The following is a 25253-nucleotide window of genomic DNA, read 5'->3' as shown; positions in this document are numbered from 1 at the left end:
ACGACCATGAAGCCCCGCATGAACTACTACCAGGCCGCGCCTGACACGATCAAAGCGCTGATGGCGCTGGAAGCGCAGATCCAGTCGACGGGCCTCGAGAAATCGCTGATCGAGCTGGTCAAGATCCGGGCCTCGCAGATCAACGGCTGCGCCTTCTGCATCAACATGCATACCGAGGACGCCCGCAAACGCGGCGAGACCGAGCAGCGCATTTATCTACTCAATGCCTGGCGCGAATCCCCGCTTTATTCCGACCGCGAGCGCGCGGCGCTGGCCTGGACGGAAGCGGTGACGCTGATCTCAGAGACGCACGCGCCGGATGACGTCTACGAACAGGTTCGCGCGCAATTCTCCGAGGCGGACACGGTGAACTTGACCATGCTGATCGGCGCCATCAATGCCTGGAACCGGATTGCGATCGCGTTCCGCGCCGTTCATCCGGTGAAGGTGAAGGCGTCGGTGGCGTGAGCCGGCCGTAACAGACGGTCTCGTAGGGTGGGCAAAGCGTAAGCGTGCCCACAATTCTTTCAGCGAAAACGAGAGAAGACGTGGGCACCGCGCAAGGGCGCCTTTGCCCACCCTACGGCAGCTGAGCGTGTGGCCTAAACCGCCGTCGCCTTGGCGAACTCAACGTAGATCTCGCGAAGGCGCGTCGCCGTCGGACCGGGCTTGCCGTCGCCGATCGTCTTGCCGTCGATGGCGACGACCGGCTGCACGAAGGAGGATGCGCTGGTGATGAACGCTTCCTTGGCGGCGAGCGCTTCGGCGACCGTGAAGGAACGTTCCTCGACGCGGAGCTGGCGCTCTTCGGCAAGCGCGATCACGGCCTTGCGGGTGCAGCCGGGCAGGATGGCGTTGGAGTTCTTGCGGGTGACGATGACGTCGTCCTTGGTCAGGATGAACGCAGTGGACGAGCCGCCCTCGGTCACATAGCCCTCCTGCAGCATCCAGGCTTCGCCGGCGCCGGCTTCGGCCGCGGCCTGCTTCGCCAGCACTTGCGCCAGCAGCGCCACGCTCTTGATGTCGCGGCGCTCCCAGCGGATGTCGGGCACCGTGATGACTTTGATGCCGGTCTTGGCCACCGGGGTGTTGATGATGTCCTTCTCCGAGGTGAACATCACCAGGCTCGACTTGACGTCAGCCTTGGGAAACGGGAAGTCGCGCCCCTTGTCGGCGCCGCGCGTCACCTGGAGATAGACGAGGCCGTTCACGAGCTTGTTGCGCGCGATCAGCTCCTTCTGCAGCTCTGTGATGCGCTCGATGGTCTCCGGCAGCCTCAAGCTGATCTCGCCGACGGACCGCTCCAGTCGCGCCAGATGCGAAGCATTGTCGACCAGCTTGCCGTCGAGCACGGCCGAGACCTCGTAAATGCCGTCGGCGAACAGGAAGCCGCGATCGAGCACCGAGATCCTGGCTTCCGAGAGCGGGACGAATGAGCCGTTGACGTAGGCGATCGAGTCCAAGGCAGGTCTCCTGGGAGGGAAAAGGGGGGAATTGGCTATCGGTATAGGAGATTTGGCGAGCCCGATAAACCCTCGATCAGTCATTCCGGGGCATTCGCAAAGCGAATGAGCCCGGAATCCATCTCACCCCGGTACTGGCGCCCGATGGATCCCGGGCTCGCGCTAAGCGCGCCCCGGGATGACGACCGGTTAATGCGACAGAATCTTCGACAAGAACTTCTGCGCGCGGTCGCTGCGGGGCTTGCCGAAGAAATCGTCCTTCGCCGCGTCCTCGACGATCTCGCCGCGGTCCATGAAGATCACGCGGTTGGCGACCTTGCGGGCAAAACCCATCTCGTGGGTCACGACCATCATGGTCATGCCCTCGCGGGCGAGATCGATCATGACGTCGAGCACCTCGCTGACCATTTCCGGATCGAGCGCCGAGGTCGGCTCGTCGAACAGCATCACGATCGGATCCATGGCGAGCGCGCGCGCGATGGCGACGCGCTGCTGCTGGCCGCCGGAGAGCTGCGCCGGGAATTTCTGCGCCTGCTCCTTCAAGCCGACGCGCTCGAGCAGCTGCATCCCCTTGGTCAGCGCCTTGTCATGCCCCCTGCCCAGTACCTTCTCCTGCGCGAGGCAGAGATTGTCGATGATCTTGAGGTGCGGAAACAGCTCGAAATGCTGGAACACCATGCCGACGCGCGAGCGCAGCTTCGGCAGATTGGTCTTGGGATCGTTGACCTTGGTGCCGTCGACCAGGATGTCGCCGCTCTGGAACGGCTCCAGCGCATTGACGCATTTGATCAGCGTCGACTTGCCCGAGCCCGAGGGGCCGCAGACCACGACCACCTCGCCCTTGGTGACATTGGTGGTGCAGTCGGTCAGCACCTGGAAGGTGGGGCTGTACCATTTGTTGACATGGCTGATTTCGATCATGATCGACACGCTCTATCGAATGATGGCGATGCGCGTCTGCAGGCGACGGACGCCGTAGGACGCGATACAGGAAATGGTGAAGTAGACGATCGCTGCGAACAGATACATCTCGACCAGGCGGCCGTCGCGCTGCGCCACCTTGCTCGCCGCGCCCAGGAAGTCGGTGATCGACAGGACGTAGACCAGCGAAGTGTCCTGGAACAGCACGATGGTCTGCGTGATCAGCACCGGCAACATGTTGCGGAAGGCCTGCGGCAGCACGACGTAGCGCATGGTCTGCGCGTAGGTCAGCCCCAGCGCGCTGGCCGCGGCCGGCTGGCCGCGCGAGATCGACTGGATGCCGGCGCGCATGATCTCGGAGAAATACGCGGCCTCGAACATGATGAAAGTAATCAGCGAGGATGCGAAGGCGCCGACGCTGATCGGCCGCGAGGCTCCGGTCAGCCACTGGCCGATATAGGGCACCAGGAAGTAGAACCAGAAGATCACCAGCACCAGCGGCAGCGAGCGCATGAAGTCGACATAGATGCCGGCGATGCGGCCGAGAATCTTGAAGCCGGACAGGCGCATCAGGGCGAGCGCCGTACCGAAGACCAGGCCGCCGAGGGCAGCAAGAGCCGTCAGCGTCAGTGTGAACGTCATGCCCTCGTAAAACAGATAGGGCAGCGCGCGGCGGATGACATCGAAATCGAGATTGCCGAGCATCGCTTATTTCCCCGTGATGTAGCCGGGGATCGCCACCCAGCGCTCGAGGAGGCGCATGGCGGTGACGACGACGGCGTTGACGAGGAGATAGAGGATGGTCGCGGCGGTGAAGGCCTCGAACACCTGGAACGAGAATTCCTGCATCGAGCGCGCCTGTCCGGTCAACTCGAGCAGGCCGATGGTGATGGCGACCGCGGTGTTCTTGATGGTGTTGAGGAATTCGGACGTCAGCGGCGGCAGGATGATGCGGAAGGCCATCGGCAGCAGCACGTAGCGATAGCCCTGCACGGTGGTCAGGCCGAGCGCCGTCGCCGCCATCTTCTGCCCGCGCGGCAACGAGGAGATGCCGGCCTGCAGCTGCACGGCCACGCGCGCCGACATGAAGAAGCCGACCCCGATCGCAGCCGTCCAGAACGGCGCGTTCGGCAATTGCTTCAGCCACAGGCCCGCGGCCCTCGGCAGGATCTCCGGCAGCACGAAGAACCACAGGAAGAGCTGCACCAGCAGCGGCATGTTGCGGAAGAATTCGACGTAGGCGAAGCCGAACCAATTGGCGCCTTTCGACGGCAGCGTGCGCATGACGCCGACGATCGATCCTGTGATCAGCGCGATCACCCAGGCCAACGCCGCGGTCTTGAGGGTCAGCGCCAAACCCGACAGCAGCATGTCGAGATAGGTGCCGGTCCCCATCGGATTCGGCTGGAGGAAAATTCCCCAGTTCCAGTTGTAGTTCACGTGTCCCCCGCGCGAACGCGCCCGTCATGGATGTCCTGGGCGCCTATGCAAATGTCCGGCCATTCTCCCTCCAGAAAAGGCCGAATGTACCGCCTCCCCCCGCAAACGGGGAGAGGCGGATGATGCATCTTACTTGTAATCGTCCGGGTTCGGCGAGTCCGTCGGCTTGGCGAACTCGTTCTTCAGCTCGGCCGAGATCGGCGTGTTGAGGTTCAGGCCCTTCGGCGGGATCTTCTGGGTGAACCACTTGTTGTAGATCTTCTCGGCCTCGCCCGAGGTGTAGAGCGCGGCGGTCGCAGCATCGACCACCTTCTTGAAGGGCGCGTCGTCCTTGCGCAGCATGATGCCGTAGGGCTCGGGCTTGGAGAACGCGTCCTTGGAGACCTCATAATCGCCCGGCGACTTCGAGCCGGCGACGAGGCTCGCGAGCAGGATGTCGTCCATGACGAAGGCGATCGCGCGATCGGTCTCGACCATCAGGAAGGCCTCGGCGTGATCCTTGGCGGGAATGATGTTGGCGCCGAGGCCCTTGGCGACGTTGGCCTCGGTGAGCTGCTTGATATTGGTGGTGCCGGCGGTCGAGACCACGGTCTTGCCCTTGAGGTCCTCGATCGACTTCAGGCCGCTCGACTTCTTGAAGACGTAGCGGCTCGCGGTCAGGAAGTGGGTGTTGGTGAAGGCAACCTGCTTCTGGCGCTCGGCATTGTTGGTGGTCGAGCCGCATTCGAGATCGATGGTGCCGTTAGCCATCAGCGGGATACGGGTCGCCGACGTCACCGGGTTGAGCTTGACCTCGAGCTTGTCGAGCTTGAGCTCCTTCTTCACGGCGTCGACGATCTTGTAGCAGATGTCCATCGCGAACCCGACCGGCTTCTGGTTGTCGTCGAGATAGGAGAACGGGATCGAGGAGTCGCGGAAACCGAGCGTGATCGCGCCGGTGTCCTTGATGTTCTTCAGCGTGCCGGTCAGCTCCTGGGCCCCGGCCTGGCTGACGACGAAGGTCGCGGCGAGCGCGAGCCCGATGTGACGGAAATGTTTCACGTTTTACTTCCCCTTTCGGATGGTGCGGCCCGGATGCAAGCACAAATCGGGCCGGATTAGAATGTAACTTTCGGCTGGATTAACGGCTCAGGTTAACGGCGCCGGCAACTCGCCGAGATCCCAGAACAGCCCGGCCATCACCGTCAAGGCCTCTTCGGTCAATGGCAGCAGGATGTGCTCATTGGGCGCATGCTGGGAGCAGCCGGGATAGGAGTGCGGCACCCAGATCGTCGGGAGGCCGAGGATCTCGGAGAACACGTCATTGGGCAGCGAACCGCCGAAATTCGGCAGCACGGCCGGCGCCTTGCCGGTGGTCTCCTGCACCGAATCCGCGGCCCATTTGATCCACGGGCTGTCGAAATCGGTGCGCGATGCAGCAAAACTCTGCGCCGCGCGCACCTCGACCATCGGAAAACCGCGTCCGACCAGGTGGGCACTGATCGCCTCGATCAGCCCCTCGACCTTCGTCCCGACCACGAAACGCAGTTGCAGCACGGCGTTGGCCTGGCCCGGAATAGCGTTGGCCGGCTTCTCGATATTGCCTGAGGACATCGCCAGCACCTCCAGCGTGTTCCAGGCGTAGAGCCGTTCGGCGGCCGAAAGCCCCTCCTCGCCCCAGTTCTCCGCGAGTGCGGGCTCGTCCGCGGTCGGGACCACCTCGACGTCGGCAAGATAGCTGCGGATCTGGTTGGTGAGGCGCGGCGGCTTCAGCGCATCGAGCTGGAGACGGCCATGGCCGTCGACCAGGGTGGAGATCGCGTTGACCAGGATGGTCGCGGGGTTGGCGAGCACGCCGCCCCAATTGCCGGAATGGTGGCCGCCGTCGCGCAAGTTCACGTCGAGATGGATGCGGATGCCGCCACGGCAGCCGAGAAAGAGCGTCGGCCGATCGGCCGAGAGGCGCGGCCCGTCCGAGGCCATGAACAAATCGGCCTTGAGCGCGTCGCGATGGAGATCGCAGACCTTGCCGAGATCGGGCGAGCCGATCTCCTCGCCCATCTCGATGATGAATTTGGCGTTGAAGCCGAGCTTGCCGCCGCGCGCGTCGCGCACTGCGCGGAGCGCCGCCATATTGATGCTGTGCTGGCCCTTGTTGTCGGCGGTGCCGCGGCCGTAAAGGCGCGTCCCCGCAACATTGGTGCGCCAGGGATCGCGGCCATCGCGCCACTCGCCTTCCATGCCGTCGACGACGTCGCCATGGCCGTAGACCAGCACGGTCGGCGCAGACGCGCTCTCGTGGTGCTCGGCGAACAGGAACGGCGCCTTGCCGCTCGGGGATTCGACGATGCGGCTGGAAAAATCGAGCGCGGCGAAGGCCGGCTGCATCTCCTGCTCCAGATAGGCGCGCAGCTCGGGGCCGCGCTGCGGATTCTGGCTCTCGGTCTTGTAGGCGACGCGGCGGTCGAGTTCAGCGAGGAACGCGCCGGACTTGAAATCCTCACGGGCGCGGGCGATGGCGTCGGCTCTGGTCATACTTGCTTTTCGAGGCTGTGAGACGAAGGACCTTACCGACATGGGTTGGCCTTCGAAAGTGGCGGGGACTTGGATTGCTCTTGTAGTTCTCTTGTCTTCTTATAGCTCTCTTGGGATTTCGTTCTTGCTTCACTAGGATTGGCCTGCCAAGCGCAGCTGCGACGCCGACTTTGGCCTTGCCAAGCGCAAGCGATATGCAAGAAGTTCGCCAAGTTCGGGCGCACATCTATCATTCGAAGAGCGCTCAGTACAGGGCGTCGAGGGACCAGCATGGCCAAAGAGATCAGGCTCAACGCCTTTGCGATGAATTGCGTCGCGCACCAGTCGCCGGGCCTGTGGACCCATCCGCGCGACCGCACCGCCGACTATAATCGCCTGCCCTATTGGATCGATCTGGCCAAGACGCTGGAGCGCGGCCGCTTCGACGGGCTGTTCCTGGCGGACGTGCTCGGCGTCTATGACGTCTATGGCAACAGCCCTGACGCAGCTTTGCGCAATGCAGCGCAGACGCCGTCAAACGAGCCGCTGCTGCTGCTGTCGGCGATGGCCGCAGTGACGCAAAATCTCGGCTTCGGCGTCACCAGCAATCTGTCGTTCGAGCCGCCCTACCCGTTCGCGCGGCGGATGTCGACGCTCGATCACCTCACCGAGGGGCGGATCGGCTGGAATGTCGTGACCGGCTATCTCGACAGCGCCGCGCGCGGCGCGGGCAAGGACAAGCAGACCGGGCATGACGACCGCTACGACATCGCCGACGAATATATGGATGTGGTCTACAAGCTCTGGGAGGGCAGCTGGGAGGACGATGCCGTGCTGCGCGACCGCAAGCGCGGCATCTTCACCGATCCGGCAAAGGTTCATCGCGTCAATCACGAGGGCGCGAATTACCGCATCAACAACACCATTCATCTCAGCGAGCCCTCGCCGCAGCGTACGCCGGTGCTGTACCAGGCCGGCACCTCGCCACGGGGCCGGCAGTTCGCGGCCAGGCATGCCGAGTGCGTGTTCATGTCGGGACCGTCGGCCAAGGTGATTGCGCCGCGCGTCTCTGCGATCCGGCAGGAGGCCGCCGCGCTCGGCCGCAACCCGGCCGAGATCCTGATGTTCTCGATGATGACGATCATCCTCGGACGGACGGAAGCTGAGGCAAAGGAAAAATACGCCGATTATCGCCGCCACATCAGCCCCGAAGGCGCGCTGGCGCTGATGTCGGGATGGACCGGCGTCGACTTCTCCGGCTACGACCTCGATCAGCAGGTGCGGCACGTCCAGAACGATGCCGGCCGCAGCGCCATGGACAACGTCACCCGCGCCGATCCCGACCGCGTCTGGACCGTGCGCGACGTCATCGAGCATGTCGGCATCGGCGGCGCCGGCCCGGTCGTGGTCGGCACGCCCGAGATGGTCGCGGACAAGATCGAGGACTGGTTCGAGAAGACCGACGTCGACGGGCTCAACGTCGCGTTCGCGATCTCGCCCGGCGACTTCGAGGACATCGCCGACATGCTGGTGCCGGAGCTGACGCGACGGGGACGGTACAAGAGCGAGTATGCCAAGGGCACGTTGCGGGAGAAGCTATTCGGTGGCGGGCGTGCAAGGCTCGATGCGCCACACCCGGCGGCGGGCTATCGCGTGGGGAGGAAGGGCTAGCTGCCTCCTCCTCGTCATTGCGAGCGCAGCGACGCAATCCAGACTGTCACCGCGGAGAGATTCTGGATTGCTTCGTCGCTGCGCTCCTCGCAATGACGGGGGACAGAGCCTGCCCTACACCTTCCCGTCCACCATCACCTCGATCAGCTTCGTCCCCGGCCGATTGAACGCCGACGTCAGCGTCGCCCTCAGCTCGCGGGGATCGCTGACCTTGATCGCCTCGCAGCCGAGCGCTTTCGCCATGCCAGCGAAATCCACCGGCGGATCGACGAAATCCATGCCGACGTAATTGTCGTCGCCGTGGAAGGCGAGCAGGCGCTGCTTGATGATGCGATAGCCGCCATTGTTGGCGATGACGACGTTGAGCGGCAGCTTGTGGTGGGCGGCAGTCCAGAGCGACTGAATCGAGTACATCGCGCTGCCATCGCCGGAGAAGCACACGACGGGTCGATCCGGATTGGCAATGCTGGCCCCGACCGAGGCCGGCAGGCCCCAGCCGATGCCGCCGGAGGCGAGGCCGTGATAGCCGTAGCGATCGCGATGCGGCCGCAGGGCCGTGACCTGGCGGCTGGAGGTGAGGCCTTCATCGACCAGGATGGCGTTGTCAGGCATGGCCTCGATCATTTGCAGCACGAGGAAGTCCGGATCGATCGGCGTGCGGCCGGCGCTCTTGCCGATCTGCTCGACCAAAGCGGCGCGGCGCGCGGTCCAGTTCTTCGGCGCGAGCTCGGCGAGACGCTGCCTTGCGCGGCTCGCGAGGGTCGCGCCGCCCATCTCCTTCAGCACCGGGATCAGCGCGCGCAGCGTTTCCTTCAAATCGGCCTTCAGCGCGATCTCGGCACCGTAGTTCTTGGCGATCTCCCAATCGACGAGGCCGATCTGCACGATGCCGAGGCCGTCAGGCAGCGCGTCGACCTCGCTGTAGACCGACATCCGCAAGGGATCGCCGCCGAGCGCGATCAGCAGATCGTACGGCGCGAGGGTATCGCGCGCGGTCTTCTGCACGCGCGCGAGCGTGCCGACGAAGCTCGGGCTTTCCGAGAGGAAGTGCGAGCCGTACGGTGTCGAGGACTGATAGGCCGCAGCGCCGAGCAGCTCCGCCAGTTCGGCGGCTTCCTTCAGCGCATCGCTCTTGACCACCTCGTCCATGGTGACGATCACAGGACGCTCGGCCTTGAGCAGGCGTGCGGCAAAGGCCTTCAGCGCCTCGTCGGATGGTTTCGTGCGCGCATCGATGCGGGTGGAGCGGCCGAGATCGATGCCGGCTTCGCTGTTGAGGATGTCGCCGGGCAGCGAGATGAACACAGGCCCGGTCGGTGGCGTCATCGCCACCTTGGCGGCACGGCGCACGATGCGCGGCAGGTCCTCCAGCCGCGTCACCTCGACCGCCCATTTCACCAGCGGCTCCGCCATGCGCACCAGCGGACCATAGAGCACCGGCTCCATCAGGCCGTGGCCCTGCTCCTGCTGGCCCGCGGTCAAGATCATCGGCGTGCCCGTGAACTGGGCGTTGTAGAGCGAGCCCATCGCATTGCCGAGGCCGGGCGCGACATGGACGTTGCAGGCGACGAGCTTACCCGAAGCGCGGCTGTAGCCGTCGGCGATCGCGACCACGAGGCTCTCCTGCATCGCCATCACATAGGTGAGATCGGGATGGTCCTTCAGCGCATGCATGATCGACAGCTCGGTGGTGCCGGGATTGCCGAACAGATGCGTGATGCCCTCGTCCTTGAGCAGCGCGAGAAAGGCGGAGCGGCCGGTGATCTTGTTCTTCATGTTTCCTCCAGGAGCGGACCGTTGCCGCAAGGACGAGGCATGATGGCCGAGATGTCGGCAGACGCGCAAGGAAGCGCTGTCATGGCTGCGTTGCGCGGGAGAGGCGCTACATCTCCTCGCGACCGAGTTCGAACGGATCCTCGCCGCCCGGGCGCTTCTTCTTTTTCGAGCGCTGCCATACGACGCCGGGAAAGCCCTTCAGCGGCACCAGGGGCTCGCCGGTATAGGCCCATTCCTGCAGCTCCTCGATGGCGATGTGATAGAGCGGCTGGCGGCCGGTGCGCTCATTGAACAGCGCACGCGGGATGTTGACCATGTGCGGGCCGCGCGGACGTTCGTACATGATCGGCGTGCCGCAATGCGAGCAGAAGCTGCGCGCGGTCTTCGTCGCCTTGTCCTCGTAGCGGGTCAGCGCGGACTTGCCGGCGGTGATGCGAAAGCGCTTCTTCCAGCTTCCGACATAGGTTGCGTAGGCCGCGCCGTGGGCGCGGCGGCTGGCGGCGGAATGATCATGCCAGGCCCAGCGCGCAGGCACGTCGATCTCGAAGGTGACCTTGCCGCAGAGGCATTGGCCGGTGGCGATCCCTGCGGCGGCTGCGGCTTTGGCCATCGTCTCTCTCCGTCGTCATTGCGAGCGCAGCGAAGCAATCCAGAATCTTTCCGTGGAGGCAGTCTGGATTGCTTCGCTGCGCTCGCAATGACGGAATTGTGGTGGCGGTCGCGCAGAAATCAAGATCGTCATTCCGGGGCGCGACGAAGTCGCGAGCCCGGAATCCATCGAGCCACAAGTTCAGGCGGAGGAATGGATTCCGGGCTCGATGCTGCGCATCGCCCCGGAATGACGGAAGAGATTACGCCCGCGTCAGCTCACGTGCTCCGGATAATCCGTGTACCCCTTCTCCTCGCCGCCGTAGAACGTCGCGCGGTTGTACGGCGTGATCGGATAATCATGCTCGAGGCGCCGCGGCAGATCCGGATTGGAGATGAAGATGCGACCGAAGGCGATGATGTCGGCGTGGCCTTCCGCGATCGCCGCGTTGGCGGTCTCGCCGGTGAAGCCGCCGGCCGTCATCAAGATGCCGCTGTAGAGCGGGCGGAACAGCATCATGGCGGAGGGCACGTTCTCCCAGTGGACATCGGCGCGGCCGGTGCCGCTGGAGCGCGGCTCGATGAAATGCAGATAGGCGAGACCCAGCTTGTCGAGCGCCTTTACCACATGCGTGTACAGCGGCATCGGGTCGGGTTCGCCGGAATCATTGGCGATGCCGTGGGGCGACAGCCGCACGGCGACGCGGTTCGCGCCCCAGACGTCGATCGCGGCCTGCGTGACCTCGAGCAGCAGGCGCGCGCGGTTCTCGATTCCGCCGCCATACTGATCGGTGCGGTGGTTGCTGCGCGATTGCAGGAATTGCTCGAGCAGATAACCGTTGGCGCCGTGGATCTCGACGCCGTCGAAGCCGGCGGCGAGCGCATTCGTGGCGCCCTGCCGGAACGCCTCGACGATGCCCTTGACCTCCTCGGTCTCCAGCGCGCGCGGCGTCTCGTACTCGGCGATCTTGCCGTCCGCCGTCATCGCCTTCATGCCTTCGGCCTTGATCGGGATTGCCGAGGCCGAAACCGGAAGTTCACCGCCGTGGAAGGAGGAATGCGAGACGCGGCCGACATGCCAGAGCTGGAGGAAGATGATGCCGCCCTTGGCATGCACGGCATCCACCACCTTGCGCCAGCCGGCGATCTGCGCGTCCGAATAGATGCCGGGTGTCGCCGGGTTGCCGCGGCCGTGCGAGAGCACCGGCGAAGCTTCGGCGACCAGCAAACCGCCCTTCGTTGCGCGCTGACCGTAATATTCGGCGTTGAGCGAGCGCGGCGAAAAGCTCTCGCGCTCGGCCCGCATACGCGTCAACGGCGCCATCGCGACGCGATGGGCGAGCTTGTACGGACCGACCTGCAACGGCTTGAACAACGCCTCGAATTTCATGCTGACACCGACTTTCTATGGAAGGATGCGGATCATATAGCGAGGGGCGGCCCTTCGAAAAGGCGCCGCCCCTGCAAAAATAGATATTCCCCCTCGTGGAACGCGGGAAGGAATGGATGCTACGCCGTCTTGATCCAGACGGCCTTCACGTTGAGATATTCCTCGACGTGCTGCTTGCCGGACTCGCGGCCATAGCCGCTCATCTTGTAGCCGCCGAACGGCACGGCCGGATCCATCGCCTGGTAGCAGTTGACCCACACCGAGCCGGCACGCAAGCGTTTCGCCACCGCATGGGCCTTGCTGACGTCGCGCGTCCAGAGGCCGGAGCCGAGGCCGAACGTGGTGTTGTTGGCGCGCTTGACCAGCTCGTCCATGTCCTTGAACGCGATCGCGGAGATGACGGGGCCAAAAATCTCCTCCTGCGCGATGCGCATGTTGTCCTGGACGCCCGCGAACACCGTCGGCGAGACGAAGAAGCCCTTCGACAATGCGCCTTCGGTGACGCGGCCGCCGCCGGCGAGCGCCTGGGCGCCTTCCTTCTGACCGATATCGAGATAGCCGGTGACGCGCTCGAGCTGCTGCTCGGAGACCAGCGGGCCGATCTGCACGTTGGGATCGAGGCCGTTGCCGACCTGCAGCTTCTTGCCGAACTCGGCGACGCGGCCGACGAACTCCTCGTAGATCGACTGCTCGACGAACAGGCGCGTGCCGGCGCTGCAGATCTGCCCCGAATTGGCGAACACCGCCATCGCCGCGCCCGGCACGGCGGCGTCGAGATCGGCATCGGCGAACACGATGTCCGGCGACTTGCCGCCGAGCTCGAGCGAGACGCGCTTGAGGTTGCCGGCCGAGGCACGGATGATCGACTGGCCCGTGACATGCGAGCCGGTGAAGGCGACCTTGTCGACGTCGTGATGCGAAGCGAGCGCCGCGCCCGCGGTCTCGCCATAGCCGGGAACGACGTTGATGACGCCGGGCGGCACGCCCGCTTCCATCGCAAGCTCGGCGATGCGCAGCGAGGTCAGCGGTGCTTCTTCGGCCGGCTTGAGCACCACGGTGCAGCCGGTCGCGATCGCAGGACCGATCTTCCAGATCGTCGCCGTGAGCGGGCCATTCCAGGGGATGATCGCGCCGACGACGCCGACCGGTTCCTTCAGCGTGTAGGAGAAGATTTCGCCGGGCAGCGAGTTCTCGATGGTCTCGCCGTGAATCGCGGTGGTCTGGCCGGCGTAATAGCGCAGCATGCCGACGGCGCGCAGGCGGTAGGCACGGGTGCGGCTCAGCGGCGCGCCCATGTCGAGCGTATCGAGCTGCGACAATTCGTCGAAATTCTTCTCGACGAGGTCGGCGAGCCTCAGAAGCAAGTTCTGCCGCTCGAACGGCTTGACCTTGCTCCACGGACCTTCGAAGGCGCGGCGGGCGGCCGCGACCGCACGATCGATGTCTTCCTTGTCGCCCTCGGCGACGGTTGCGAGCAGCTCGCCGGTGGCGGGATTGCGGGTCTCGAAGCGCTTGCCCGAGGCTGCATCGACCCACTTCCCGTCGATCAGCATCTGCTTGTAGGACCCGTTTGCGAACGGATGGCGCGCGATCGGAATAGCCTGCGACACAGCCATGGCTGCACTCCCTGTCGGTTATTGGTTGGTTCGATCTGGGCGGGATCGTTCTGCAAAGGATACAGCCGTGCCTGATCAGCGTAAAGGCAGCGCGGAACGAAGACCTCCCATGCCGACTTGTGCAGGGTCGCATCGCTGCCATGCTATAGCTCGACTGAAGGCTTTCCACGGAGACGATCCATGTCACATCCCGCCATCGTCAAAGACAATGTTGCCGTGATCACGGGTGGCGCAGCAGGCATCGGATTTGCCGCCGCTGCGGCCTTTGCGCGCGCTGGAATGAAAGTGTGTATCGCGGATGTCGACGAGGCACGCCTGGCAGAAGCTGCAACAAAACTGTCATCCGTTACGTCGGCCGCGAACGTGATGACCTCGGCCGTCGATGTCAGCAAGATTGAGAGCGTGACGGAACTCGAGCGCGCAGTCCATGAGCGGTTCGGCGGCACCGACGTCCTCATGAACAATGCCGGCATTCAGCCCGGCAGCACGTTGTTCGACGCGCCGGACAATTGGCAGCGCATCATCGCCGTCAACATGTGGGGCATCATCAACGGCTCGCGCATCTTCGCGCCGAACATGATCGCGCGCGGCAAATGCGGCCTCATCATCAACACCGGCTCCAAGCAGGGCATCACCACGCCGCCGGGCGACCCCGCCTACAATGTCTCGAAGGCCGGCGTGAAGGCGTTCACCGAGGCGCTCCAGCACGAGTTGCGCAACACGAAGGACTGTCGCGTCACGGCACACCTGCTGATCCCAGGCTTCGTCTTCACCGGCCTGACCGCGAAGGGCCGCACCGAGAAGCCGGCCGGCGCCTGGACGCCGGAGCAGACGGTCGATTTCATGCTGGCGCGGCTGGAGGCCGGCGATTTCTACATTCTCTGCCCGGACAATGACGTGCCGCGGGCGCTCGACGAGAAGCGCATGCTGTGGGCCGCCGGCGACATCGTCGAGAACCGCCCGCCATTGTCGCGATGGCACCCGGATTACGGCGACGCGTTCGCCAAGTTTGTGGCGCAAGAGTAGGCCCGCACCGCTCTGTCGCTGGCCCCGGTGCTCGCGGAGAGGGTGGGCCCCGCCACCTGGCTGTGCCCCCACCTTGACTCCCTCAAAATTCGTTATACAACATAACTATTCTGACAAGGACGCAAATGACACAGGGAAACGCCGAGACCGCGGACGCGGGCGCCTCCGGGCTTTTGAGGATCGAGCGGGCGGACCGGGTTCTGACCGTGGGTCTGAACCGGCCGGCCAAGCGCAATGCGCTCAATGACGGCATCATCCTGGAAATCGGCGAGTGCTTTGCGAACCTGCCCGAGGACATCGGCGCGGTCGTCATCCATGGCATCGGCGACCATTTCTCCTCAGGCCTCGACCTCTCCGAGCTGACCGAGCACGACGCCACCGGCGGGCTGCTGCATTCCCAGATGTGGCACCGGGTGTTCGACCGCATCCAGTACAGCCGCGTGCCCGTGATCGCAGCGCTCAGGGGCGCCGTGATCGGCGGCGGGCTGGAGCTGGCCTGCGCGGCCCATATCCGCGTCGCCGAGCCCTCGACCTATTTCGCGCTGCCAGAGGGGCAGCGCGGCATTTTCGTCGGCGGTGGCGGCTCGGTGCGGCTGCCGCGGCTGATCGGCGTTGCCCGGATGATGGACATGATGCTGACGGGACGCGTCTACAGCGCGACCGAGGGCGCGTCCTACGGCTTCGCGCAATATCTGACGGAGGCCGGCAACGGGCTCGGGAAGGCGCTTGAGCTTGCGACCAAGGTGGCGTCCAATGCCCCGCTGACGAATTTTGCCGTGCTCCAGGCGCTGCCGATGATCGCAGAGGCCAATCCGCAGACCGGCCTGTTGATGGAGTCGCTGATGGCCACCGTCGCGCAGAGCGACAAGGAGGCCAAACGGCGGATCCGCGAATTCCTCGAGCACAAGACCGCGAAGGTGAAGCCCAAATCATGAGCGTAAAGTCATGAGCGCGGAGCCATCCTCTTCCGGCATGGAGCGCGGCGCGAGCGATTTCCCGCTGCGGCCCATCTCGTTCGGCGATCCCGTCGTCAACATCGAGCGGCGCAACGACGGCACGATTTACTTGCGGCCAAAGCAGCCGCTCGGCGACTACCCGGTCCGCATCACCGACCGCCTGCATCATTGGGCCACGACGACGCCGGACCGCGTCTTCATGGCCGAGCGCGAAGGTGGTCGCGGCTGGCGCAAGATCACCTATGCCGAGCTGCTCACCGCGAGCCGGCACATCGCTTCAAGCCTGATTGCGCGCGGCCTGTCGGCGGAGCGGCCGGTCGTCATCCTCTCGGGCAATTCGATCGACCACGCGCTCCTCGCCTTTGGCGCGTTCTACGCCGGCGTTCCGTTCTGCCCGGTGTCGCCAGCCTATTCGCTGGTGTCGAAGGACTACGGCAAGCTGTCCTATCTGATGAAGCTGCTGACGCCGGGCCTGGTCTTCGCCGACGATGCCGACAAGTTCGCCGATGCGCTCGCCGCCAACGTCTCGCTCGGCACCGAGATCGCCGCGTCCTATGGGCACGTGCCGGGCCGCGACGTCACCCTGCTCGCCGATCTCATGGCGACGCCGATCCGTGGCGATCTCGACGACGTCCACGCCAGGATCGGCCCCGACACGATCGCAAAATTCCTGCTGACCTCGGGTTCGACCGGCCATCCCAAGGCCGTCATCAACACCCAGCGCATGATCTGCGCCAACCAGGTGATGCTGCGCGAGACGCTCGCCTTCCTCAAGGACGAGCCGCCGGTCATCATCGATTGGCTGCCGTGGAATCACACCTTTGGCGGTAATCACAATATCGGCCTGACGCTCTACAACGGCGGCTCGATGTATCTGGACGCCGGCAAGCCGGTGCCTGGCGGCATCGAGGAGACCGTGCGCAATCTCCGGGAAATTTCGCCGACGGTCTATTTCAACGTGCCCAAGGGCTACGAATCACTGCTGCCCTATTTGCGCGACGACCAGGGCTTGCGCGCCAAGTTCTTCGACCGGCTGCATGCGATGTTCTTCTCCGGCGCGGCGCTGTCGCCGTTCGTCTGGAACAGCCTCGACGAGCTCGCGGCGAAGGAGAAGGGCTATCGCGTGCCGATGCTGACCGGTCTCGGTGCGACCGAGACCGCGCCGTTCTTCATGTCGGTCAATCCGCGCACCAGCCGTTCCGGCCATGTCGGCCTGCCCGTCTCCGGCAACGACGCCAAGCTGGTGCCGAACAACGGCAAGCTGGAAGTGCGCGCCAAGGGGCCGAACGTGATGCCCGGCTATTGGCGCCAAGGCGACATCACCGCAAAATCCTTCGACGAGGAAGGATTTTACAAGATGGGCGACGCGCTCAAGCCCGCCGATCCCGATGATTTCAATGCCGGCTTCGATTTCGACGGCCGCGTCAGCGAGGACTTCAAGCTCGCGAGCGGCACCTGGGTCAGCGTCGGCCCGCTGCGCGCGCGCCTCACCGCGGCCTGCGCGCCGCTGGTGCGCGACGTCGTCATCGCCGGCATCAACCGCGACGAGGTCTCCGCGCTGGTCGTGCTCGATCTCGACGGCTGCCGCCTGATCAACCCGACGCTGCCGCCCGACGATCTCGTCGTCGCGACACGCGACCGCCTGGTGCGCGAGGCTTTCCGCGAGCGCCTGACCCGTTTCCTCGGCCAGGCCACGGGTTCCTCGACGCGGATCACGCGCGCGATCCTGATGGACACGCCGCTCTCGATCGACAAGGGCGAAGTCACCGACAAGGGCTCGATCAACCAGCGCGCGGTGCTTGAGCATCGCGGCGAGCTGATCGAGGAGCTCTACGCTGCCAATCCGTCGAACCGTGTGATATCGGTCGGCTAAGATGACAATTAGGATGAACCAGTCGGCTCTTTCTTCACCTCTCCCCGCTTGCGGGGAGAGGTCGAATTTGCGCAAAGCGCAAATTCGGGTGACGGGGAGCCGCCGCGAGTCCCACTGCCACCGCATTCGCGGAAGCAAGCTCCTCACCCCAACCCTCTCCCCGTAAGAACGGGGAGAGGGAGCAGACCGGCCGATCCGGTCGCACCTAATAAGAACGATCAAAGGAGAACGCCATGTTGTTGAAGGATCAGGCAGCCATCGTCACCGGCGGCGCATCAGGACTTGGCGCGGCCACCGCAAGAAAGCTGGCCGCGCAGGGCGCCAAGGTCGCGGTGTGCGACCTCAACACCAAGCTTGCGGAATCCGTTGCCGCCGAGATCAAGGGCGTTGCCGTCACCTGCGACGTCTCGGATGCCGCCTCCGCTGAAGCCGCGATCGCGCAGGCGACCAAGGCCCATGGCCCGGCGCGCGTGCTGGTCAATTGCGCCGGCATCGGCGTTGCCAAGCGCGTGGTCGGCCGCGACGGTCCGATGGCGCTTGCCGATTTCGACAAGGTGATCAAGGTCAACCTGATCGGCACCTTCAACATGCTGCGTCTGGCCGCCACCGAAATGTCCAAGCTGGAGCCGCAGGCGACCGGCGAGCGCGGCGTCATCATCAACACCGCCTCCGTTGCCGCCTATGACGGCCAGATCGGCCAATCCGCCTATTCGGCCTCCAAGGGCGGCATCGTCGGCATGACGCTGCCGATCGCGCGCGAGCTCGCGCAGTTCGGCGTCCGCGTGCTGACGATTGCGCCCGGCCTGTTCCTGACGCCGCTGCTCGCGAACCTGCCGCAGGAGGCCCAGGACTCGCTCGCCGCCGCCATCCCCTTCCCGCGCCGGCTCGGCCAGGCCGACGAGTTCGCCGCGCTCGCGCTGCACATGGTCGAGAACGCCTATCTGAACGGCGAAGTGGTGCGCCTCGACGGCTCGCTGCGCATGGCGCCGAAGTAAACTGATGAGCGGGATTGCAGCAGCGACTTCGACCTTACCTCTCCCATTGGGAGAGGTCGGCGCGCAGCGCCGGGTGAGGGGCCCTGCCCTATCACAGCGCTAGTGGATGCATAAGCCATGTTCGTGAACCGGCGCGAGGTCCAGATCCAGTGGGGCGATTGCGACCCCGCCAACATCGTCTATTACCCGCGCTATTTCGCGATGTTCGACGATTCGACCTCGACCCTGTTCGAGGCCGCCGGCTTCTCCAAGCAGGACCTGGTCCGCAAATACGGCCTGGTGGGCATTCCCATGGTCGACACGCGGGCCAAGTTCTACATCCCCTCGACCTATGGCGACTGGATCACCATCGAGACCAGAATCGAGAGCATCAAGCGCTCGAGCTTCGAGGTGAAGCACAACGTCTACAAGGGCGAGGCGCTCGCGATCGAGGGTTTCGAGACCCGCGTCCTGGTCGGCCGCGATCCCGATAATCCCGACAAGCTGAAATCCGCACCATTCCCGGCGGAAATGGTCACCAAATTCACGGGGAGTTAAGTCCGGAGCTAAATCGCCGCATCACCAAAAGAGGGGGCTGAATTACCCCGCGATTTCTGCTTTCAAATAAACACGTCAAGGGAGGAATAGATGAAACGCTTTTATTTGACCGCTGCCATCACTGCGGCTGCGCTGGCCCTGCCGGCATTGCCTGCGCTGGCCCAGACCAGCGAAGTCACCATCGGCATCACCACCACCACGACCGGCCCGGGCGCCGCACTCGGCATTCCCGAGCGCAACGCGCTGGAATTCGTGCCGAAGGAGATCGGCGGCGTGCCGCTGAAGGTGATCGTGCTCGACGACGGCGGCGATCCCACCACCGCCACCACCAACGCCCGCCGCTTCGTAACCGAATCCAAGGCCGACATCATCATGGGCTCGGCGCTGACGCCGCCGACCATTGCTGTCTCCAACGTCGCCAATGAAGCCGGTATCCCGCACTTTGGTCTGGCGCCGTTCCCGATCACGCCCGAGCGCATGAAGTGGTCGGTGGCGATGCCGCAGCCGATTCCGATCGTCGGCAAGGTGCTGTACGACCACATGAAGGCCAAGGGCGTGAAGACGCTCGGTTACATCGGCTATTCCGATTCCTACGGCGACCTCTGGTTCAACGATTTGAAGGCGCAGGCCGTGCCGATGGGCATGACCATCGTCGACGAAGAGCGCTTCGCCCGTCCCGACACCTCCGTGACCGGTCAGGTGCTCAAGCTCGTCGCCGCCAATCCCGATGCCATCCTGGTCGGCGCCTCCGGCACCGCGGCCGCGCTGCCGCAGACCGAGCTGCGCGAACGCGGCTACAAGGGCCTGATCTACCAGACCCACGGCGCCGCCAGCATGGACTTCATCCGCATCGCCGGCAAAGCGGCCGAGGGCGTGCTGATGGCCTCCGGTCCCGTCATGGATCCCGAGGACCAGCCGGATGAAGCCGCCACCAAGAAGCCGGGTCTCGCGCTCAACTCGGCGTATGAGGCCAAATATGGCCCGAACAGCCGCAGCCAGTTCGCAGGTCACTCCTACGATGCCTTCGAGATCCTCAAGCGCATCATCCCGACCGCGCTGAAGACCGCAAAACCCGGCACGCCGGAATTCCGCGAAGCCATCCGCCAGGCCTTGCTGACGGAGAAGGAACTCGCGGCGAGCCAGGGCGTCTACAACTTCACCGAAAAGGACCGCTACGGCCTCGACGAGCGCTCGCGCATCCTGCTCACCGTGAAGGACGGCAAGTACACGCTGGTGAAGTAGGCGTAGCGAGATTTGAGACAACGAGAGCCGGCCCGACGGGCCGGCTCTTTTCATGTGTGGATCGAGCTACGGCTACGAGCGTTGCTGCGCCCCCTCTCCCGCTTGCGGGAGAGGGTTGGGGAGAGGGTGCCTCCGCGTTGGGACCGTCCGAGGCCTGCAGAGACAATCCCCAGAGGAGAAAGCCCTCACCCGGCGCTTCGCGCCGACCTCTCCCGAAAGCGGGAGAGGTTACACCGGGTCTGCCGATGCACCGGGGCTACGCCGCCTGCCGCAGCGGGGTCCAGGCGAACTCCGGATAATAATCGTCCATCATGCGGTCGACATAGGCGGTGAGGTTCGGAAATCCCTCTGTGCGCTCGCGCAAGGCGGATTCGAAGAACGGCGTCAGGATTCCGGCCAGCGCGCCGAAGGCGGTCGCGTCGACGCCGCAGGGCCTGTTGCCCATCAGGTACGCCTTGTCGCCGAGCTGCACCGACAGCGCGAACAGCGAACGCACGGCAAGATCGACGTCGTCATCCGGCGCGTGACGGCCGAGACCGGAGAGCAGATAGTTCTCGGCGACGCGGAACTGCGCATCCTCGCGCAGCTTCTCGCGATTGTGCTCGGGCGCGCCGTCGAAGAAATGCGCAGGACCCTTGGCGAAATTGACCGGATCGACCCAGCGCGCGCCGACCAGTGCCCAATAGACGTGATGCTCGATCATGCGCTCGAACGCCCAGGCCTGCGCGCGCTCAGCCAGGGAGAGGCCGGCGTCGAAATCGAAGCCGTAGCGGCGCTCGATATGGGCCCGGATGAACGTGGAATCGGCCACAGCCTCGCCGCCGTCGTCGATGAAGGGCAGCTGCCCCTTGGGCGAAGCCGGCGGCATCGCCCGCTCTTTCCGGTAAGGTAGTCCTGCCATCTTGAGCTGCACCTCGGTCTTGGTAACGAAGGGGCTGATTTCCGGCAGGCCGAAGCCGGCGCCAAAGCCGTAAAGCGTGATCATGCAAGCTCTCCTGAACCTGTCGAACGAGTGGAAGGAACCTAGCGGCCGGCTGCTGCCACCATGGTGGCAGCAGCCGTGATATCTTCTGCGAAGCGGGCCCCTCGCCAGGCGCGGCCCATCACATGGCGGACCAGCGCGTCCGCAGCATGGACCAGCGATCGCGTCGCGGCGGTCGCGAGCGCAAGGCGGAGGTCGACAATTGTTGTGACGTCGAGCGAGACGAGGCGGCTGAAGGCCCAAGCCTGCCGTGCCTGGACCTGGAAAGGCTGGACCTGGAAAGGCTGGCTCCGCCACAACGGGCCGGCCTGGCCGAAATGGTTTGGAATGATCATGGACAAATCCTCTTCAGTCGATGTGTTGTCCCGGTATAGAACTCCCCTGCTGCCAACATCCTGTCAGCAGCCGCGCGCCGCCTTCTGAAAACACCACCTTAGAAAAAGCAGCGACAAGAGACCTGTCATGAGACGCGCCGACCGGCTGTTTCAAATCATCCAGGTGCTGAGACGCACGCGTAAGCCGTTGACGGCGGACGCGATCGCGGCCGAGCTCGAGACTTCGAAGCGCACCATCTATCGCGACATCGCAACCCTGATCGGCCAGCGCGTGCCGATCCGCGGCGAAGCCGGCATGGGTTACATCCTGGAAAAGGGTTTCGACCTGCCGCCCTTGATGCTGACGCCCGACGAGATCGAGGCGGCCGTGCTGGGCGCGCAATGGGTCGCCGGGCACGCCGATTCCGCGCTGGCGCGCGCGGCCGAAGACTTGATGGCCAAGATTGCCGACACCGTGCCGGAGCGCCTGCGCCCCTTCGTGCTGGAGCCGGCGAGCCGGGCGCGGCCGAGCTGGAACCGGGAACCCGACCGCCTGGACATGGCGCGCACCCGCACCCAGATCCACGAAGGCAAGAAGATCATGCTGCGTTATCGTGACGAGCAGGGCCGCCCCAGCGAGCGCATGATCTGGCCGATCTCGGTCGGCTATCTCGAAGCGGTGCGGCTGCTGGCGGCCTGGTGCGAGCTGCGCGGCGACTTCCGCAGCTTCCGCACCGACCGCGTGGTCGAGGCGACCTATCTCGACGAGAAATATCCGGAGCGGCGCGACGTGCTGCGCGCGAGATGGCGGCAGAGCCTGGTCTGGGGTCCGCCGAAGGACACGTGAGGACGATGGACGAGACCGAGCTGTCGAGCTGTTGCCAGGGCTGCGGTGCCTGCTGCGGCTATTCGCAGAACTGGCCGCGCTTCTCGATCGAGAGCGACGAGGAGCTTGCGCTGATCCCGGCGGCGCTCGTCAACGACCGGCAATCGGGCATGCGCTGCGAGGGCGATCGCTGCGCGGCGTTGCAAGGCGAGATCGGAAAGACGACGGCCTGCGGTATCTATGACGTGCGGCCGGAGGTGTGCCGCACCTGCATGCCGGGCGACGCCGAATGCGCGATGGCGCGGCGGAAGTTCGGCCTGCCCGTTATCGAGATCTCTTAGGCCGGAACCGCTTCGATCTCGTCGTCGAGCTCGTCATCGAGCGGTGCAAGCACCGAGAGCGGCTTGGTCGACAGCGTGATCGGCTTGCGCCCTCCCGACAGCGACGTTGAAGCTTTCGCCGTGCGTTCGCGCGACAGCGCGAAGAGCGTCGAGCCGACGCGGCCGCCATTCTCGATCAGGTCGCGCTCGCTGCAGCTCGCTGCGATCGCGACCGCCAGCGAGTGCAAATGGCTGCGGTGGTAGCAGAACAGCGCCAGCCTGGCGCGCACGTCAGGGGAAACACTCTCAACCAGCCTCGGCAGGCCACTCTCGCTGGCGCGATACATCTCGCCAAGGAGCTCGTCGCGGACCGGGCAGAAATCGCTTTCAAAGGCATCGCGGCTTGAAAACATTGCAGTTCTCCCTCGTGTGGGGAAGATGCAGCGCAATTCTCTAACGAAAGGTTAACCACGCTGCCCGGTAGTCACCCGGGGTGCTTGCGCCCTTGCCGTGAATCAGAGTGGCGCAGTGAAGCGCAAACGCCACCACAGCGTCATGGCCGGGGCTTGTCCCGGCCATCCACGTCTGGCCACTGGGCCGCAGGCCTCAGTTCGCCGCCATGAAGATGGAGAGGCCGAAGCCGGTCAGGTGATGCAGCGCCTGGTCGACGCCGATCAGGGTCCAGAACCAGGGATGGGCGAGGTCGACGCCGAAATTGGCGGAGACGAATCCCTTGGCGCGGTCGATCGTGATGTGGATCGCGAAGTCGATGAAGGCGACGAACCAGAATCTCGGCGCCACGATCACGATCAGCGGCAGCGCGACGGCAAGGTGGACCAGGCAGTGCACCAGGAGCGGCAGGGCCCAGCCATGCTTCTGGTCCTTGCCGTGCGCCATCCAGGCGGTTTGAAGAACGAAATCGGCGATGACGTGCTTGAAGGTGAGCAGCGACATCCAGCCAATGAGCGCTTCAACCGGAATCGCCGATGACATGGGTGGAAACGACAAGCTGACGCCTCATTGACGTGACGAGAAGAATTGGAGCGTTCAGCGCAACTTCTTCTTGGACCGGTCAAATCGCCGGGACGCGTGATTTATGACATCTCCCGCGGCGGAATGCAGCCGGGTGGAACTGGAAAATCGCCAAGTGTGGCTAACTGGTGATAGGATGACCAATCGCCGCGGACATCTCGAGTAAGGTTACCTCCGGCTCGAAATTTGCATTCCGCTCCCTTCGCGCTATCATCGGCGATCGGGAATATCGTTCTTTTTTCAGGCGTTTACGAATTACCGGGCCGGCTGCGCTTCCAAGCCAGGCGCCGTCAGCCAAACGATAAGGCCAGAGTGCTGCCATGAGTACTGAAGGCCCCACTGCATCGCCGACCGTGCCACCGCCCCGGCGTCCCAAGGTGATCAAGACCAACCAGCAGCAGGTTTTCCTCTACGTCGTGCTGACCCTGCTGCTGTCGCTTGCCACCGTCTGGGCCGGCCGCACGCTGGTGCACAATTCGGAGACGCTGACCTTCGCCGTCGGCGGTCCCAACAGCGACGAGGCGCTGTTCGCAGCCAAGCTCGCCGCCCTCCTGAAGAACAACGCATCGCGCTTCCGGATCAACATCGTCAGCAACGCCGACAATGCCAAGGCGCTCGCGCAGTTCGACCGCAGGCAGGCCGACCTCGCCGTGCTGCGCACGGACGCAAAGGTGCCGCTGCGGGCGCGTACACTCGCGATCCTCGAGCACGATCTCGTGCTCCTGCTCGGTCCCGGCAACAAGAAGATCAAGTCGCTCGCCGAATTGAAGAAGAAGAAAGTCGCCGTCGTCGCCGAGAACGAATCCTCGCTCGCCTTCGTGCGCAGCATCCTCGACGTCCCCGATGGTCCCGAGGCTACGAAAATCCAGATGGCGCCGCAGGGCGCGACGCTCGACAAGCTGTTTGCCCCGGCAAACGGCTTCAGCGCAGTGATCGCCATCGTCCATGCCTCGAAGGCGATCCGGGACAAATCCTACGAGCAAGCCGCCAAGCGCGGCGGCTTCACGCTGAACGCCATCGACGAAGCCAAGACGCTGGCGCGCAAATTCCCCGGCATTTCCGACGAGACCGTGACAGCGGGCTCGGTGTCGACGTCCCCGCAGATTCCCGACGACGATCTCGACACGATCGGGCTCGAATGGCTGCTGGTCGCGCAATCCAGGATGTCCCCGACCACGGCCGGCGAGCTCGCGCGCATCGTCTACGAGAACAAGTCGGCGCTCGGGCTCGACAACGGCTTTGCCACCAGGATCGAGCCGGCCTCGGTCGAGAAGGACGCCTTCGTGATCGCGCATCGGGGCGCCGCCGACTACATCAACGACGATACCAAGTCGTTCATGGATAAATACAGCGACCTGATGTATCTGGGCGCCGCAGCGCTCAGCATCATCGGCTCGATCTTCGCCGCGATCTACGCCAAGATCACCCGTATCGCGCCGGAGAAGGCCAGCGAGCTCTCGACCGCCATCCTCGACATCGGCGAGCGGATCGAGCACGCCCACTCGCTGGATCAGCTCGAATGTCTCCAGGATGAGCTCGAGACCATCTTGCGCGGTGCCGTCATCGGCCTCAGGGACGGCACGATCAGTACCGACGGGCTCGACACCTTCAAGCTCGGCTACGAGTTCGTCCGCGACGAGATCGGCATGCGCCGCGACTATCTGAAACGTCATGCCGGCGAGGCTGACAAGACGGGGCGCGATGCCGGGCCGGCTCCGCTGGACGACAGCAACGTCGTGGTGGTGAAGACCGCCCAGAGCGCCTGATACCGCCGGATTGGACGACCCGCCTT

25 protein-coding genes are annotated in these 25253 nt (G+C 64.5%); 11 read left to right on the top strand and 14 right to left on the bottom strand.

The features are described 5' to 3' along the window. Window positions 1-6 precede the first annotated feature (6 nt). Window positions 7-468, top strand: coding sequence for a carboxymuconolactone decarboxylase family protein (locus DCG74_RS08670; RefSeq protein ID WP_172787094.1), 462 nt, complete (start codon window positions 7-9; stop codon window positions 466-468). Window positions 469-602: 134 nt separating this feature from the next. Here the strand turns inward: DCG74_RS08670 and DCG74_RS08665 are convergent, their stop codons facing one another. The 6 genes from DCG74_RS08665 to DCG74_RS08640 form a co-directional block, all read right to left on the bottom strand. Further along, complete coding sequence (locus DCG74_RS08665; protein ID WP_172787093.1) at window positions 603-1463, bottom strand: D-amino-acid transaminase; 861 nt, start codon at window positions 1461-1463, stop codon at window positions 603-605. A 189-nt stretch (window positions 1464-1652) separates the two neighbouring features. Continuing rightward, the gene (locus tag DCG74_RS08660; RefSeq protein WP_172787092.1) at window positions 1653-2384 is read right to left on the bottom strand and encodes an amino acid ABC transporter ATP-binding protein; all 732 of its coding nucleotides are present in this window, start codon (window positions 2382-2384) and stop codon (window positions 1653-1655) included. Between the two features lie 12 nt (window positions 2385-2396). Continuing rightward, complete coding sequence (locus DCG74_RS08655; protein WP_172787091.1) at window positions 2397-3089, bottom strand: amino acid ABC transporter permease; 693 nt, start codon at window positions 3087-3089, stop codon at window positions 2397-2399. A gap of 3 nt (window positions 3090-3092) precedes the next feature. Further along, on the bottom strand, window positions 3093-3824 hold the full coding sequence (locus DCG74_RS08650) for an amino acid ABC transporter permease (RefSeq protein WP_172787090.1): 732 nt from the start codon (window positions 3822-3824) through the stop codon (window positions 3093-3095). 129 nt (window positions 3825-3953) lie between these two features. Further along, window positions 3954-4865: an amino acid ABC transporter substrate-binding protein gene (locus DCG74_RS08645; protein ID WP_172787089.1), complete on the bottom strand. Its 912-nt coding sequence runs from the start codon at window positions 4863-4865 to the stop codon at window positions 3954-3956. Window positions 4866-4952: 87 nt separating this feature from the next. Next, window positions 4953-6338: a M20 family metallopeptidase gene (locus tag DCG74_RS08640; protein WP_172787088.1), complete on the bottom strand. Its 1386-nt coding sequence runs from the start codon at window positions 6336-6338 to the stop codon at window positions 4953-4955. A 270-nt stretch (window positions 6339-6608) separates the two neighbouring features. Here DCG74_RS08640 and DCG74_RS08635 point away from each other — a divergent pair, with 270 nt between their 5' ends. Continuing rightward, on the top strand, window positions 6609-7988 hold the full coding sequence (locus tag DCG74_RS08635) for an LLM class flavin-dependent oxidoreductase (protein WP_172787087.1): 1380 nt from the start codon (window positions 6609-6611) through the stop codon (window positions 7986-7988). A gap of 114 nt (window positions 7989-8102) precedes the next feature. On the opposite strand, the gene DCG74_RS08630 is transcribed toward DCG74_RS08635, so the two are convergent. The 4 genes from DCG74_RS08630 to DCG74_RS08615 all read right to left on the bottom strand — a co-directional run bounded on the left by DCG74_RS08630 (window position 8103) and on the right by DCG74_RS08615 (window position 13358). Then, window positions 8103-9764, bottom strand: coding sequence for a thiamine pyrophosphate-binding protein (locus DCG74_RS08630; protein WP_172787086.1), 1662 nt, complete (start codon window positions 9762-9764; stop codon window positions 8103-8105). Window positions 9765-9870: 106 nt separating this feature from the next. Then, complete coding sequence (locus DCG74_RS08625) at window positions 9871-10374, bottom strand: GFA family protein (RefSeq protein ID WP_172787085.1); 504 nt, start codon at window positions 10372-10374, stop codon at window positions 9871-9873. Between the two features lie 252 nt (window positions 10375-10626). Continuing rightward, window positions 10627-11742 (bottom strand): alkene reductase, encoded by a 1116-nt coding sequence (locus DCG74_RS08620; RefSeq protein WP_172787084.1) that lies wholly within the window; start codon window positions 11740-11742, stop codon window positions 10627-10629. 119 nt (window positions 11743-11861) lie between these two features. Continuing rightward, entirely contained in the window at window positions 11862-13358 is a 1497-nt protein-coding gene (locus DCG74_RS08615) for an aldehyde dehydrogenase family protein (RefSeq protein WP_172787083.1), read from the bottom strand. A gap of 180 nt (window positions 13359-13538) precedes the next feature. On the opposite strand from DCG74_RS08615, the gene DCG74_RS08610 reads away from it, so the two are divergent. The 6 genes from DCG74_RS08610 to DCG74_RS08585 all read left to right on the top strand — a co-directional run bounded on the left by DCG74_RS08610 (window position 13539) and on the right by DCG74_RS08585 (window position 19987). After that, entirely contained in the window at window positions 13539-14384 is an 846-nt protein-coding gene (locus DCG74_RS08610) for an SDR family NAD(P)-dependent oxidoreductase (RefSeq protein WP_172787082.1), read from the top strand. Window positions 14385-14509: 125 nt separating this feature from the next. Then, a complete protein-coding gene (locus DCG74_RS08605) occupies window positions 14510-15319 on the top strand; it encodes a crotonase/enoyl-CoA hydratase family protein (protein ID WP_172787081.1) in 810 nt (269 codons plus the stop codon). A 10-nt stretch (window positions 15320-15329) separates the two neighbouring features. Then, the gene (locus tag DCG74_RS08600; protein ID WP_172787080.1) at window positions 15330-17213 is read left to right on the top strand and encodes a feruloyl-CoA synthase; all 1884 of its coding nucleotides are present in this window, start codon (window positions 15330-15332) and stop codon (window positions 17211-17213) included. Between the two features lie 233 nt (window positions 17214-17446). Beyond that, complete coding sequence (locus tag DCG74_RS08595; RefSeq protein ID WP_172787079.1) at window positions 17447-18208, top strand: SDR family NAD(P)-dependent oxidoreductase; 762 nt, start codon at window positions 17447-17449, stop codon at window positions 18206-18208. Window positions 18209-18325: 117 nt separating this feature from the next. Beyond that, a complete protein-coding gene (locus DCG74_RS08590) occupies window positions 18326-18745 on the top strand; it encodes a thioesterase family protein (RefSeq protein WP_172787078.1) in 420 nt (139 codons plus the stop codon). A 90-nt stretch (window positions 18746-18835) separates the two neighbouring features. Next, the gene (locus DCG74_RS08585; protein ID WP_172787077.1) at window positions 18836-19987 is read left to right on the top strand and encodes an ABC transporter substrate-binding protein; all 1152 of its coding nucleotides are present in this window, start codon (window positions 18836-18838) and stop codon (window positions 19985-19987) included. A 256-nt stretch (window positions 19988-20243) separates the two neighbouring features. On the opposite strand, the gene DCG74_RS08580 is transcribed toward DCG74_RS08585, so the two are convergent. Beyond that, a complete protein-coding gene (locus tag DCG74_RS08580; RefSeq protein ID WP_172787076.1) occupies window positions 20244-20972 on the bottom strand; it encodes a glutathione S-transferase family protein in 729 nt (242 codons plus the stop codon). A gap of 38 nt (window positions 20973-21010) precedes the next feature. After that, a complete protein-coding gene (locus DCG74_RS08575; protein WP_172787075.1) occupies window positions 21011-21304 on the bottom strand; it encodes a hypothetical protein in 294 nt (97 codons plus the stop codon). Between the two features lie 127 nt (window positions 21305-21431). Here DCG74_RS08575 and DCG74_RS08570 point away from each other — a divergent pair, with 127 nt between their 5' ends. Both DCG74_RS08570 and DCG74_RS08565 read left to right on the top strand, forming a co-directional pair. Beyond that, window positions 21432-22130 (top strand): YafY family protein, encoded by a 699-nt coding sequence (locus DCG74_RS08570; protein WP_025033709.1) that lies wholly within the window; start codon window positions 21432-21434, stop codon window positions 22128-22130. 5 nt (window positions 22131-22135) lie between these two features. Beyond that, the gene (locus tag DCG74_RS08565) at window positions 22136-22450 is read left to right on the top strand and encodes a YkgJ family cysteine cluster protein (RefSeq protein WP_172787074.1); all 315 of its coding nucleotides are present in this window, start codon (window positions 22136-22138) and stop codon (window positions 22448-22450) included. Here the strand turns inward: DCG74_RS08565 and DCG74_RS08560 are convergent. Together DCG74_RS08560 and DCG74_RS08555 are read right to left on the bottom strand one after the other, a co-directional pair. Further along, window positions 22447-22842, bottom strand: coding sequence for a hypothetical protein (locus DCG74_RS08560; RefSeq protein ID WP_172787073.1), 396 nt, complete (start codon window positions 22840-22842; stop codon window positions 22447-22449). The two genes, DCG74_RS08565 and DCG74_RS08560, sit on opposite strands and share 4 nt — an antisense overlap. Before the next feature lie 193 nt (window positions 22843-23035). Continuing rightward, entirely contained in the window at window positions 23036-23383 is a 348-nt protein-coding gene (locus DCG74_RS08555; RefSeq protein ID WP_172787180.1) for a DUF3307 domain-containing protein, read from the bottom strand. Window positions 23384-23781: 398 nt separating this feature from the next. Here DCG74_RS08555 and DCG74_RS08550 point away from each other — a divergent pair, with 398 nt between their 5' ends. Beyond that, window positions 23782-25227 (top strand): TAXI family TRAP transporter solute-binding subunit, encoded by a 1446-nt coding sequence (locus DCG74_RS08550; RefSeq protein ID WP_172787072.1) that lies wholly within the window; start codon window positions 23782-23784, stop codon window positions 25225-25227. Window positions 25228-25253: the final 26 nt, after the last annotated feature.

It is taken from the genome of Bradyrhizobium sp. WBAH42 (assembly GCF_024585265.1).
Taxonomy (GTDB): Bacteria; Pseudomonadota; Alphaproteobacteria; order Rhizobiales; family Xanthobacteraceae; genus Bradyrhizobium.
The sequence above is the reverse complement of the archived record's forward strand: the minus strand, read 5'-3'. Positions and strand labels throughout refer to the sequence as shown.

Coding starts and splice junctions, on each gene's coding strand:
- DCG74_RS08555 (WP_172787180.1), bottom strand. CDS start 23,383: ATGTCGCTGCTCACCTTCAAGCACGTCATCGCCGATTTCGTTCTTCAA.
- DCG74_RS08620 (WP_172787084.1), bottom strand. CDS start 11,742: ATGAAATTCGAGGCGTTGTTCAAGCCGTTGCAGGTCGGTCCGTACAAG.
- DCG74_RS08600 (WP_172787080.1), top strand. CDS start 15,330: ATGAGCGCGGAGCCATCCTCTTCCGGCATGGAGCGCGGCGCGAGCGAT.
- DCG74_RS08660 (WP_172787092.1), bottom strand. CDS start 2,384: ATGATCGAAATCAGCCATGTCAACAAATGGTACAGCCCCACCTTCCAG.
- DCG74_RS08550 (WP_172787072.1), top strand. CDS start 23,782: ATGAGTACTGAAGGCCCCACTGCATCGCCGACCGTGCCACCGCCCCGG.
- DCG74_RS08670 (WP_172787094.1), top strand. CDS start 7: ATGAAGCCCCGCATGAACTACTACCAGGCCGCGCCTGACACGATCAAA.
- DCG74_RS08630 (WP_172787086.1), bottom strand. CDS start 9,764: ATGAAGAACAAGATCACCGGCCGCTCCGCCTTTCTCGCGCTGCTCAAG.
- DCG74_RS08655 (WP_172787091.1), bottom strand. CDS start 3,089: ATGCTCGGCAATCTCGATTTCGATGTCATCCGCCGCGCGCTGCCCTAT.
- DCG74_RS08580 (WP_172787076.1), bottom strand. CDS start 20,972: ATGATCACGCTTTACGGCTTTGGCGCCGGCTTCGGCCTGCCGGAAATC.
- DCG74_RS08560 (WP_172787073.1), bottom strand. CDS start 22,842: ATGTTTTCAAGCCGCGATGCCTTTGAAAGCGATTTCTGCCCGGTCCGC.
- DCG74_RS08635 (WP_172787087.1), top strand. CDS start 6,609: ATGGCCAAAGAGATCAGGCTCAACGCCTTTGCGATGAATTGCGTCGCG.
- DCG74_RS08585 (WP_172787077.1), top strand. CDS start 18,836: ATGAAACGCTTTTATTTGACCGCTGCCATCACTGCGGCTGCGCTGGCC.
- DCG74_RS08615 (WP_172787083.1), bottom strand. CDS start 13,358: ATGGCTGTGTCGCAGGCTATTCCGATCGCGCGCCATCCGTTCGCAAAC.
- DCG74_RS08610 (WP_172787082.1), top strand. CDS start 13,539: ATGTCACATCCCGCCATCGTCAAAGACAATGTTGCCGTGATCACGGGT.
- DCG74_RS08570 (WP_025033709.1), top strand. CDS start 21,432: ATGAGACGCGCCGACCGGCTGTTTCAAATCATCCAGGTGCTGAGACGC.
- DCG74_RS08575 (WP_172787075.1), bottom strand. CDS start 21,304: ATGATCATTCCAAACCATTTCGGCCAGGCCGGCCCGTTGTGGCGGAGC.
- DCG74_RS08605 (WP_172787081.1), top strand. CDS start 14,510: ATGACACAGGGAAACGCCGAGACCGCGGACGCGGGCGCCTCCGGGCTT.
- DCG74_RS08595 (WP_172787079.1), top strand. CDS start 17,447: ATGTTGTTGAAGGATCAGGCAGCCATCGTCACCGGCGGCGCATCAGGA.
- DCG74_RS08625 (WP_172787085.1), bottom strand. CDS start 10,374: ATGGCCAAAGCCGCAGCCGCCGCAGGGATCGCCACCGGCCAATGCCTC.
- DCG74_RS08565 (WP_172787074.1), top strand. CDS start 22,136: ATGGACGAGACCGAGCTGTCGAGCTGTTGCCAGGGCTGCGGTGCCTGC.
- DCG74_RS08590 (WP_172787078.1), top strand. CDS start 18,326: ATGTTCGTGAACCGGCGCGAGGTCCAGATCCAGTGGGGCGATTGCGAC.
- DCG74_RS08640 (WP_172787088.1), bottom strand. CDS start 6,338: ATGACCAGAGCCGACGCCATCGCCCGCGCCCGTGAGGATTTCAAGTCC.